Source organism: Bombella intestini, assembly GCF_002003665.1.
Classification (GTDB): Bacteria; Pseudomonadota; Alphaproteobacteria; order Acetobacterales; family Acetobacteraceae; genus Bombella; species Bombella intestini.
Map to the genome: position 1 here is coordinate 1 of NZ_JATM01000007.1, position 11,663 is coordinate 11,663.

Consider the following 11,663-nt stretch of genomic DNA (forward strand, 5'->3'; position numbering starts at 1 on the left):
ACAAACCCATCAGCAGGATGAAGCCATCCGCACAGGGCAGGCCGCCATCCTCGAAAAACTAACGGAAATCAACGCTGGCCTCCAGAACAGGCAGGAAGCACAAACCCATCAGCAGGATGAAGCCATCCGCACAGGGCAGGCCGCCATCCTCGAAAAACTGACGGAAATCAACGCTAGCCTCCAGAACAGGCAGGAAGCTGCGCCTACACTGGACTTCTCCCCGATCCAGAATGCCCTTCAACAGATTGCAGAAGGGAATCAGGCAACATTGGACACCATGAAAACCCTGAACAGCACTATCAGCCAGCGTCAGTTTGAAGACCCAGCCGTAACCCAGCTGTTACAGGACATGGAAAGGCAGCTTCTTGGTTTGCGTACCGACATCGTCACGCTTGCGGGAGATGATAAGGCCTCTTTCCTCTCCCAGCATGAGGAGGGCTAATCATGGCCCGCCGCCGTCACCGCTCCGGCTCGATCAACGCATGGCCAGGTTATGTGGATGCGCTCTCCTCCTTATTGATGGTGGTCACGTTCGTGCTGCTAGTCTTCGTACTGGGGCAGGAATTTCTTTCTGCGGCAATTAATCAGAGAGAGCATACCCTAGCGAATCTAAAGCAGGAGCTGACCCACCTCAGTGACATGCTCTCCCTCAGCGAGGCGAAGGTTAAAACGCTCAGTAATGCCGAGCAGGAACAGCGCAACATGGTTGCCTCACTGAAAAGCCAGCTGGATGAGCGACAGCATCAGCTAGAAGCGGCACAGAATCATGCCAAAGAAGTCGAGGGGGCACAGCTTGGCAATATTGCTGATCTCTCTTCGCAAATCAGCGAGCTGACCCGCCAGCTTCAAGCTATTTCTAGTGCTTTGGAAATTGAAAAAAAGAATGAGGCGGACAAGGATGCCCGCATCACCGAGCTGGGGCAGAAGCTCAACATCGCTCTGGCAGACAAGGTCAACCAGCTCCAGCGTTATCGCTCTGAATTCTTCGGTAGACTACGGGATATCCTGAAAAGTCAGCCGGGGGTTTCCATCGTGGGCGACCGGTTTGTCTTCCAGTCCGAGATTCTTTTCCCCAGCGGTAGTGCTACCCTGACACCCACTGGCCAAAAGCGGCTTCTTACGTTGGCCCGGACATTCCGTGAGGTCGCTGCTACTATTCCGGCTGATGTCCCGTGGATTCTCCGTGTTGATGGCCATGCAGATAAACAGCCCATCCGCTCTGCATTCCCAAGCAACTGGGAGCTCTCATCCGCCCGGGCCATCACGGTCGTCAAGACGCTGATTGTCAACGGGGTGAATCCACACCACATTGCGGCTACGGCCTTCTCCGGCTATCAGCCGCTAGACAATGGCTCCAGCCCCGAAGCTCTGGCCCGCAACCGTCGGATCGAGTTCCGCCTGACAGACCGCTAACACTACCATCCGTGGTGGAGGGCCTCTGCCACTCCACCTACTGACAGAACCTTCAGAATCACTTAATTAGGGCGTCATGACCGACACACCGCTTCACCTCATCCGCAACTTTTCCATCATTGCCCATATCGACCATGGTAAATCCACCTTGGCGGACCGGCTGATTGAAGCCTGCGGCGCCCTGACTGCCCGTGAAATGAAAGGGCAGGTTCTTGATTCCATGGAGCTGGAGCAGGAACGTGGCATCACCATCAAAGCCCAAACCGTCCGGCTGACCTATCCCGCCAAGGATGGCAACGTCTATACGCTCAACCTCATGGACACACCCGGCCATGTGGACTTCGCCTATGAGGTCAGCCGTTCTCTGGCGGCCTGCGAAGGGTCGCTGCTGGTCGTGGACGCCTCACAAGGGGTCGAGGCGCAGACACTGGCCAACGTCTATCAGGCGATTGATGCCAACCATGAGATCGTCCCCGTTCTCAACAAAATTGACCTTCCGGCTGCCGAGCCAGAACGTGTCCGTGCTCAGATTGAGGAAGTAGTTGGCATCCCAGCGGATGATGCTGTGGAGATTAGTGCCAAGACGGGCCTGAACATTGAGGGCGTGCTGGAAGCCCTCGTCCAGCGTCTGCCCGCCCCCAAGGGTGATGCCGAAGCTCCCCTTCAAGGGCTGCTGGTGGACAGCTGGTACGACAGCTATCTCGGCGTCATCATCCTTGTCCGTATCAAAGAAGGCCGCCTGAAGCGGGGCGATAAGATCCGCATGATGCAGACCGGAGCGACCTACCATGTCGATCAGGTCGGTGTGTTCTTGCCTAAGATGCAGCCTGTCGAGTCCCTAGGGCCGGGTGAGATGGGTTACATCAACGCTGCCATTAAAACCGTAGCGGATTGTAATGTCGGTGATACCATCACGCTGGACAACCGCCCGGCGGAAAAGGCCCTCCCCGGCTTCAAACCCTCCGTTCCGGTGGTCTGGTGTGGTCTCTTCCCGGTTGATGCGGATGACTTCGACAAGCTGCGGACCAGCCTTGGCAAGCTGCGGCTGAATGATGCATCCTTCCACTTCGAGGCAGAAACCTCTGCGGCCCTCGGCTTCGGCTTCCGCTGCGGGTTCCTTGGATTGCTGCATCTGGAAATCATCCAAGAACGACTCTCTCGTGAGTTCAATCTGGACCTCATCGCTACGGCCCCTTCTGTCGTTTATAAAATGCACATGAATAACGGCGATGTGGAAGAACTGCACAACCCGGCCGACATGCCGGAGATCAGCAAGATCGACTATATTGAAGAGCCGTGGATCAAGGCCTCTATCCTCGTACGGGATGAGTATCTGGGGTCTGTTCTCACCCTCTGCACCGAACGCCGTGGTGTGCAGATCGACCTGACCTATGTTGGCGACCGGGCCATGGTCGTCTATCGCCTGCCACTGAATGAAGTCGTGTTCGATTTCTATGACCGTCTGAAGTCCCTCACCCGGGGGTATGCCTCCTTTGAGTATCAAATGGATGGCTACGAAGAGAGCGACTTGGTCCGCATCTCCATTCTCGTGAATCACGAGCCAGTAGATGCCCTGTCCTTCATTGCGCATCGTACTGTGGCCGAAACACGCGGGCGAGCCATCTGTGCTAAGCTGAAGGACCTTATCCCCCGTCAGCTCTTCAAGATCGCCATTCAGGCTTCCATCGGCTCCAAGGTCATTGCCCGTGAGACACTCGGGGCACTCTCCAAGGATGTGACGGCCAAGTGTTATGGTGGTGACATTTCCCGTAAGCGCAAGCTGTTGGAAAAGCAGAAGGAAGGTAAAAAGCGTATGCGGCAGTTCGGCAAAGTCGAGATCCCGCAGAGTGCCTTCCTTGCTGCCCTAAAGATGGACTGACCCATGCCTCGGACCGCTGCCCTGCTCTGTATTCATAATGAGGCCAACAGGCTTGGCTGGTGGATCGCCCACCACGTGGCGGCGGGCTTTTCTGCCCTGCTTATCTGTGACGATCACTCCACAGATGGCAGTCAGGAGATTCTGACACAGGCTGCCCGCAATTACGACATCCGCCTACTGGCCACAGACCAGCGGGAAACGGACCGTCTGCAACGCCACCAGAACGCCCTAACAAAGATGCTTCGGCAGGAAGGTGGCCATTTCGATTGGGTTATCCAGCTAACTGTTGATGAATATTTCCTCCCAGAAGGCGGCTCCGTATCGGCCTTTTTTGCCAAGACGGAAGCTCGATTGGGAGCGAAGACCTTCCAGCAGATCACGCATCTTCCCATCAACTGGTGCCTGACAGGGCTGGGTAAATGGACGAACCAGATATTCGATGGGCAAATGGCCCATCCAAGAGCCCTTTTCCATACCCATGCCTCCGAGGCCTTTCCAGATAGCCGGGTAACACGGTCTTTCTTTCGTCCCGCTCACCAGCGGCAAGGACTGCCAGACCCCTTTGCCTATGTTCAGAACACACCGGACTGGTCCACGGCCCGCATCCTGCATGACGCTGCCGCCAGCAGCCCCACGCCGCAGATGCGCCGTTACTACAACCGCAATGACCAATATTACGATAGGGGACAGGCTCTTCTACCGAAAACACTAGATATCAGTGCCCATATTCTACAGGGGCTGATCCTCGGTGCCTGTTACGCCATACAGAATGGGCAGTCCTCCCCAGCCCATCCGGAAGGGTCACTTCCCGAAAAGACCCGCCGCTTCAAACGATTCCATCTACACCGTGGCGAGCAGAAACTCGTCATGGACAATCGTAGCCGTACAATCAGCTTCCAACCCATTGAGGAGCTGCGTGATGGTGATGAGTTTGTCCCTCTCTGCCTCATCAGGCCGGAAGCCCCTTCCACCCAGACAGAACATCTTGCCTGGCTCTATGCAGAGCAACCTATCACTGCGCCTTACCTACCAGTAACAAACCCCACACTCACCTATTTCCCGACCTTGCTGGACTGCCTCCCGGTCCGCCTCCAGCGGGAGGATCATGAGGCTGTCAGGCTATCCCTCTATCCAACAGGGCTATCCCTACCGGATGATGAGCCTGTAACCCTCATCCATACGGAAAGCTCCCTACCCTCCGGGCCAGACCCGGTGGAAAAGGCACTCCAGTTCTTCACGATTCATGGTTTCTCGGCGGCCGGACTGCGTGAAGCCATACGGCAAAGCCGGTGGCTCTCCCCATCAGTCATCGGGGCGCTCTATGCCCAACTGCCCAAGCAAGAGGCCCAAACCCTCTTCTCGCCCCTACTTTATCAGCTTTTCCATGACTGGAAGCTCTAAACCACTCCCTATCCTGTGAGACATGACGCTGTGATCCGATCCTGCCTCGACCGCTTCTTCCAGATCACCCAGCGCCATTCGACAATCCCGCGTGAGGTCAGTGCCGGGCTGACTATTTTTGGATCAATGGCCTATATCATGGCTGTCAACCCGGCTGTCCTTGCGGGGGCCGGTCTCATACGCCATGACATGGTGATAACCACCATTGCCGGAGCCATCGCCGGTACCCTCCTCATGGCTCTCTGGGTACGGCTTCCCATTGCTCTCGCCCCGGCCATGAGCAGTAATGTCCTATTCGCTCAAGTTATTGTCCAACAAGCTCATGTCTCACCCGCTACGGCCTTTACAGTCGTTCTTTTTAGCGGATTGTGCTTCACGCTGCTCTCCCTCACTCGGCTTCGCCTAAAGATCATACAAAGCTTTCCGCCCTGCATCATATTGGGCATTCAGGTGGCCATCGGTGCTTTTATTGCCCGCATTGGTCTCATCTCCGCTGGAATCGCCGTTCCATCCGTTAACGGGCTAGGTTTTGCTTCCCTATCCCAGCCTTCCGTCATCCTTGCTCTGGCAGGCGTGATGCTCTGCCTCCTGCTTCAGCTTCTTCGTATTCCTGCTGGGTTGCTCATCACCATCATGCTCCTGACCGTGGCCGGACTTGTTATTCCCGGCCCGGATGGACAGCCCCTAACCCAACTCCCCGCCCATCTGATGGACTGGCCCCATTATCCCGTCCACATGCTGGCACCTTTCAATTTCAAAGAGTTCTTCCATCATCTCGGCCTGCTTCTGCCCATCACACTCTACATACTGCTCAGCGACTTTTTTGATGCTACAGGCACGATGCTAACAGTCACCCGACAAGCCGGGCTTTGCGGAACCAAAGAACGTCCTGATCTCGACCCCCGAGCCTTTACCGCCGATGGTGTCGCCAGCATTCTTGGGGCACTACTGGGGACCTGTACCGTCTCCGCCTATCTGGAAAGCCTAACGGGGGCCGAGGCTGGTGGCCGTACGGGTCTCAGTGCCCTTATAGTCGCCTTGTTATTTGCCATTTCCTGCATCTTCTGGCCTCTGATCACCGCCATTCCTGCATTGGCAACAGCCCCAGTGCTGATTTTTGTCGGGATTATCATGCTCAGTAACCTGACAGAACTTTCCAACACGCTAGAGGAAGCCTTCCCCCCTCTCTGTATGCTTCTGCTAACGGTCGTCACCGGTAATTTCATGCTCGCTCTCGCTTGCAGCATGCTGCTTTATACGGCTATTCTACTGGTCAGACGGGCCTTTGATAAGGTCACACCTATTATAGTAGGTCTTGATATCACTTTTCTCTGTTACATGATTTTGCAGGGACAGCTTTAGAGCAGCAGGAAGACAAACATCCTGCCTTCCTTGAAGGAAATCATTAAAATGGGGTTGCCCGTGCGTCTGAAAAGTATCACGGCATTCCATGATGTTTCCGAACAAACAGGATGAGGGCTGGAAAAAATCTCTTTATCCCTGTAATGCCCTGTAAGTTTCATGATCTGAACCCCGGCTGGATAGTTCATGCCCGACCCTATGACGACACAGACAACACCGCTGCACCAGCTTTCTTTTGAAAGTGCCTTGGCCGAGCTTGAACAGATCGTCCGGGGACTGGAAAGTGGCCAGATGAAGCTAGAAGATGCCATCTCTGCCTATGAGCGTGGTGCCGCTCTACGCCGCCATTGTGAAGAACGACTGGGGGAGGCAGAAATGCGTGTGAAAGCCATCGTCCAGAAGGCGGATGGTTCACTCTCCGAGGAAGAGCTGGAGGCTACAGTGGACAAGCCGATCCCGGCACGCCGTAGAAGAGCCCCCACCCGGACTACGCAAAAGCCACAAGACGATGCCCCTTACGCCCCAACCTGGGATGATAACATTCCATTCTAATGACACCTAATACACAGCCATCCCCGACCACCACCAAGGAGACCCCTTCCATGACCGACAGCCACGCCCTCCCTCTCAAGGATGCCCTACGTCAGGCCTGTCGTGACATTGAAGCCAGTATTGACGCTCTCCTGCCGCCCGTGCCGGGGGATGAATCCTTGCTGATTGAGGCCATGCGCTATGCAGCCCTGAATGGTGGCAAGCGTCTGCGTGGGTTCCTCGTGCTGGAAATCGCCGCCCTGTTTGGTGCCCCCCGTGAGGCTGCCCTCCGTGTGGCCGCATCTGTTGAGTTTCTCCACGCCTATTCTCTCGTCCATGATGACCTCCCCGCCATGGACGATGATGACCTCCGCCGTGGCCAGCCCTCCACACATAAGAAATTCAACGAGGCATTTGCCATTCTGGCGGGCGATGCCCTCCAGACCAGCGCCTTTGAGGTGCTACTGGAAGAGGCCACTAGCAAAGACCCTGCCATCCGGGCCGATCTAGCTCTGGCCTTGGCCCGTGCTTCTGGCAGTGCAGGCATGGTCGGCGGGCAGGTCATTGATATCCGTGGCGAGGGCAAGGCCCTTCCGCTGGAGAAAGTTCAGCGTCTACACGCCATGAAGACCGGCGCCCTCATCCGTTACGCCGCAGAAGCCGGGGCCATTCTGGCTGGCCTCAAGGCTGATGACCCACGCCGTGAGGCCATTATCCGCTATGGTACAGACCTCGGCACAGCCTTCCAGGTAGCCGACGATATTCTGGACACCACGGCCAGCACCGAGGAACTGGGCAAGACAGCAGGCAAGGATGAAGACGCTTGCAAGTCTAACTATGTCTCTCTGCTCGGCATTGAGGGCGCACGAAAAGAAGCGCAGCGTCTAAGCGAGCAGGCCCGTCAATCCCTTTCTTCATTCGGCCCGCAAGCAGAGACACTCCGTGCCCTCGCTGATTATTTCGTTGAACGCAGGAACTGATTGTTCATGAGCACGTCTTCCTCCATCCCTACTCTGGGCCATTATCCTCTTCTGGATCGGGTAAGCGTACCGGCGGACATGAAAAACCTGTCCATCGAGCAGCTCACCACCCTGGCAGAAGAACTCCGCTCGGAGACCATCAATGCCGTCTCAACAACGGGCGGGCATCTCGGTGCCTCCCTCGGCGTTGTCGAGCTGACAGTGGCTCTTCATGCGGTATTCAACACACCGGATGACCGGGTAATCTGGGATGTAGGTCATCAGGCCTACCCCCATAAAATTCTAACCGGTCGCCGCGAGCAAATCCGCACGCTGCGCCAGCCCGGTGGTCTTTCCGGCTTTACACGCCGTTCCGAAAGCCCCTACGACCCCTTCGGTGCTGCGCACTCCTCCACGTCCATCTCTGCCGGACTGGGCATGGCTGTAGCGCATCACCTCTACGCGGAAGACCATCCTTCCTATCGGGAGCGGAACGTCATTTCCGTCATTGGGGATGGGTCCATCTCCGCTGGTATGGCCTATGAAGCCATGAACAACGCCGGCGCCATGGGCGGCAAAGGGGCTGAACGCCTCATCGTCATCCTGAATGACAATGAGATGTCTATTGCGCCACCCGTTGGGGCTATGTCCAATTACCTCAGCCGCCTGATGACCTCCCGCCGCTTCCTGACCCTGCGGGACATGGCTGGCAAGCTGGCCAAGCGGCTTCCCTCCCGCATTGAGCGCACCGCCAAGCGGGCTGAGGAATATGCCCGTGGTATGATTACCGGCGGCACACTGTTTGAGGAGCTTGGCTTCTATTACATCGGCCCCGTAGATGGGCACGACATGAACCAGCTTGTCCCCATTCTGCGTAATCTTCGGGATGCTGAGGATAAGGGGCCTGTCCTGCTACATGTCATCACCGAGAAAGGTCGGGGCTACAAGCCTGCCGAATCCGCTGGTGATAAGTACCACGCCGTCGCCCGTTTTGATGTGGAAACTGGCAAGCAGCAGAAAGCTCCCGCTGGTCCGCCTACCTATACAGATGTTTTCTCCCGTGAGCTGCTCCACCGGGCTAATCAGGATGACAAGGTCGTTGCCATTACAGCGGCCATGCCTTCTGGTACCGGGCTGGACAGAATGGCCCAGCAGCATCCGGACCGTTATTTCGATGTCGGCATCGCCGAACAGCATGCCGTAACTTTTGCTGCCGGTATCGCCAGCGAGGGAATGCGCCCGTTCTGCGCCATCTATTCCACATTCCTCCAGCGGGCCTACGATCAGGTCATGCATGATGTGGCCCTCCAGAATCTGCCTGTTCGCTTCGCTGTGGACCGTGCCGGGCTGGTCGGTGCCGATGGGGCAACCCATGCTGGGTCTTTCGACCTCAACTATCTCTGCTGCCTGCCGAACATGACCGTTATGGCGCCATCTGATGAGCTGGAACTGCTCCATATGACAGCCACAGCATGGGCCCATGACAGCGGACCGATCGCCCTGCGCTATCCCCGTGGAGCTGGCCTTGGCCTAAGTCTCCCTGAAGAAGGCGAGATTCTGGAAATCGGCAAGGGCCGTATCGTGCGTGCCTCCGAAGGGGAAGGCGTGGCCATCCTCGCCCTTGGTCCTCGTCTGCATGAGGCCCTAAAAGCCGCTGAGACGCTGGAGAAACACGGTATCGCCGTTACTGTGGCCGATGCCCGCTTTGCCAAGCCCGTTGATGAAGCACTGATCGAACAGCTGGCCCGCCAGCACAAGGTCTTCATCACTATTGAGGATGGCGCACCGGGTGGGTTCAGCACGCAAGTCGTGCAGCATTTGGCGAATACCGGTCTGCTGGATCAGGTTCGTTTCCGTCCGATGGCCCTGCCTGATACATGGATCGACCATAACACACCTGCCGCCCAGTATGAGGAAGCTGGCCTGACAGCGCATCATATTGCCGACCTGGCCCTCAAAGCTCTTGATGGAAAGGCCGAGGCCTAATGGCCAAACGTCGTGCGGATCAGCTCCTTGTAGAAAGGGGACTGGTTGAAACACGCAGCCGGGCACAAGCCCTCATTATGGCCGGGCTGGTCTATGCTGGCCCGCATGGTGACAAGCCTGTTAAAAAAGCAGGCGATCAGCTCGCCGAGGACATGCCCCTAACCCTGAAAGGGCAGGATCACCCTTGGGTCTCCCGTGGGGGGCTGAAACTGGCTCATGCACTGGAACATTTCCCTCTCTCTGCTGAGGGTAAAATTGCCGTGGATGTCGGGGCCTCAACGGGAGGCTTTACCGATGTTCTACTCCAGAACGGAGCAGCCAAGGTCTATGCTGTAGATGTCGGGCATGGCCAGCTGGCATGGAAAATCCGTTCTGATGAACGGGTGGTCGTGCTGGAAAAAACCAATGCCCGCCATCTGAATACCGAGCATGTACCAGAGGCCCCAGACATTGTTGTCTGCGATGCCAGCTTCATTAGCCTTAAAACCGTTCTAGCTCCCGCTCTCAGCATGGCAAAGGATGGCGCATGGGCCGTGGCCCTCATCAAGCCGCAATTCGAGGCGGGCCGAGCCGACATCGGCCCCAAAGGCGTTGTGCGAGACCCCGCCGTGCATGAGCGTGTCTGCGAGGAAATCCGGGGCTGGTTTGCTGCCCTGCCCGGCTGGACTATCCTAGGTATTGTCCCCAGCCCGATCACCGGGCCGGAAGGCAATAAAGAATTCCTCATTGCCGCCCGTAAAGGCGCACTCTAGGTCATTCTTTTCCACCCCATCACTTTTCTGACCCGTAAACGGGTTCCCGTGCTATAGCCGCCCCATGACACATCCGATGCCCTCTTCTTCCCCTGTTTCCTCCGATGCCGTAAATGCCCTCAATGAAAGCGAGCGCAAACGCATTGAGGCTAAATCCGCCCTTTTTGCTCCGCCTACACCCGTCACGGAAGACGGGCGGCGTGAACTGGTCGGCCTATCCCGGGAAGAACTGGCCGAGGTCCTAACCGAGATCGGCGAGAAGCCCTTCCGAGCCAAGCAACTTTGGCACTGGATTTACCATCAGGGCGTGACGGATTTTTCCCGCATGTCCACAATCGCCAAGCCATTGCAAGCCAAGCTGGAGAAGCACTTCATCGTTGGCCGCCCCAGCCTGACGACCCAGCAGACATCCAAGGATGATACCCGTAAATTCCTGTTCCGCTTCCGTGACGGGCAGGAGGCCGAAACTGTCTATATTCCGGACCGGCGGGAAGACCGAGGGGCTGTCTGTATTTCCTCGCAGGTAGGCTGCACACTATCGTGCACCTTCTGCCATACAGGCACGCAGAAGCTCGTCCGTAACCTAGGTGCTGCCGAGATTGTCGGACAGTTCATGGCGGCACGAGACAGCTATGGTGAATGGCCCAGCCCCAAGGGAGACACCCCCCGCCTGCTCTCCACCATCGTCCTGATGGGCATGGGGGAGCCACTGTATAATTACGAAAATGTCGCCAAAGCCATGAAAATCATCATGGATGGCGAAGGCATCGCCCTCTCCCGCCGGCGCATCACGCTTTCGACCTCAGGTGTCGTACCTATGATGGACCGTTGCGGGGACGAGCTGGGCATCAATCTGGCCATTTCCCTCCATGCTGTCCGCAATGACCTGCGGGACCAGCTGGTCCCGCTGAACAGGAAATACCCGATTGAAGAGCTGATGGCTGCCTGTCATCGTTACCCGGCAGCCTCCAATTCCCGCCGCATCACTTTTGAATACATCATGATTAAAGATGTAAATGACAGTGATGCCGAGGCTAGGGAGTTAGTACGGCTGATCCGTGGTCTGCCTGCCAAGGTTAATCTCATTCCCTTCAACCCGTGGCCGGGATCGGACTTCCGCCCTTCCACACGGGAGCGTCTGGCTAGTTTCGCCCAGATCATCATGGATGCCGGCTATGCGGCCCCCATCCGTATGCCTCGTGGTAAGGACATCCTCGCCGCCTGTGGGCAGCTCAAGACGCAGAGCGAACGGAAGCGGCAAGCAGAATCACGCAATAAGGAGGCATAAACCTCCCCTTGCGGGGCGGGCCTCTGGCCCAATGGTCTGACAAATGTTACAAGACCATAATAACTTAACGATATCTGGTTCTGTCTTTCAGC

At 56.8% G+C, this 11,663-nt stretch carries 9 protein-coding genes and 1 pseudogene; all 10 read left to right on the forward strand.

Annotated elements, in window-relative coordinates; genetic code table 11:
- On the forward strand, positions 1-442 hold a 442-nt coding region (locus AL01_RS09415), incomplete at its 5' end, for a hypothetical protein (RefSeq protein WP_158075966.1).
- 2 nt (positions 443-444) lie between these two features.
- Entirely contained in the window at positions 445-1,413 is a 969-nt protein-coding gene (locus AL01_RS08950) for a peptidoglycan -binding protein (protein ID WP_077397210.1), read from the forward strand.
- Between the two features lie 76 nt (positions 1,414-1,489).
- Positions 1,490-3,292, forward strand: a complete 1,803-nt coding sequence (lepA, locus tag AL01_RS08955) for a translation elongation factor 4 (protein WP_077397211.1) — start codon at positions 1,490-1,492, stop codon at positions 3,290-3,292.
- Positions 3,293-3,295: 3 nt separating this feature from the next.
- Positions 3,296-4,693 (forward strand): glycosyltransferase family 2 protein, encoded by a 1,398-nt coding sequence (locus tag AL01_RS08960; RefSeq protein WP_077397212.1) that lies wholly within the window; start codon positions 3,296-3,298, stop codon positions 4,691-4,693.
- A gap of 33 nt (positions 4,694-4,726) precedes the next feature.
- Positions 4,727-6,055 (forward strand): NCS2 family permease, encoded by a 1,329-nt coding sequence (locus AL01_RS08965; RefSeq protein WP_077397234.1) that lies wholly within the window; start codon positions 4,727-4,729, stop codon positions 6,053-6,055.
- A gap of 186 nt (positions 6,056-6,241) precedes the next feature.
- Positions 6,242-6,490: pseudogene (locus tag AL01_RS08975) on the forward strand (exodeoxyribonuclease VII small subunit); the annotation flags it as partial.
- A gap of 167 nt (positions 6,491-6,657) precedes the next feature.
- Positions 6,658-7,566: a polyprenyl synthetase family protein gene (locus AL01_RS08980; RefSeq protein ID WP_077397235.1), complete on the forward strand. Its 909-nt coding sequence runs from the start codon at positions 6,658-6,660 to the stop codon at positions 7,564-7,566.
- A 6-nt stretch (positions 7,567-7,572) separates the two neighbouring features.
- Complete coding sequence (dxs, locus tag AL01_RS08985; protein ID WP_077397215.1) at positions 7,573-9,531, forward strand: 1-deoxy-D-xylulose-5-phosphate synthase; 1,959 nt, start codon at positions 7,573-7,575, stop codon at positions 9,529-9,531.
- Complete coding sequence (locus AL01_RS08990) at positions 9,531-10,283, forward strand: TlyA family RNA methyltransferase (protein ID WP_077397216.1); 753 nt, start codon at positions 9,531-9,533, stop codon at positions 10,281-10,283. The genes dxs and AL01_RS08990 overlap by 1 nt, the downstream gene beginning before the upstream one ends.
- 64 nt (positions 10,284-10,347) lie before the next feature.
- Complete coding sequence (gene rlmN / locus AL01_RS08995; RefSeq protein WP_077397217.1) at positions 10,348-11,571, forward strand: 23S rRNA (adenine(2503)-C(2))-methyltransferase RlmN; 1,224 nt, start codon at positions 10,348-10,350, stop codon at positions 11,569-11,571.
- The last annotated feature ends 92 nt before the right edge of the window (positions 11,572-11,663 follow it).

Coding starts and splice junctions, on each gene's coding strand:
- AL01_RS08990 (WP_077397216.1), top strand. CDS start 9,531: ATGGCCAAACGTCGTGCGGATCAGCTCCTTGTAGAAAGGGGACTGGTT.
- AL01_RS08980 (WP_077397235.1), top strand. CDS start 6,658: ATGACCGACAGCCACGCCCTCCCTCTCAAGGATGCCCTACGTCAGGCC.
- dxs (WP_077397215.1), top strand. CDS start 7,573: ATGAGCACGTCTTCCTCCATCCCTACTCTGGGCCATTATCCTCTTCTG.
- rlmN (WP_077397217.1), top strand. CDS start 10,348: ATGACACATCCGATGCCCTCTTCTTCCCCTGTTTCCTCCGATGCCGTA.
- lepA (WP_077397211.1), top strand. CDS start 1,490: ATGACCGACACACCGCTTCACCTCATCCGCAACTTTTCCATCATTGCC.
- AL01_RS08950 (WP_077397210.1), top strand. CDS start 445: ATGGCCCGCCGCCGTCACCGCTCCGGCTCGATCAACGCATGGCCAGGT.
- AL01_RS08960 (WP_077397212.1), top strand. CDS start 3,296: ATGCCTCGGACCGCTGCCCTGCTCTGTATTCATAATGAGGCCAACAGG.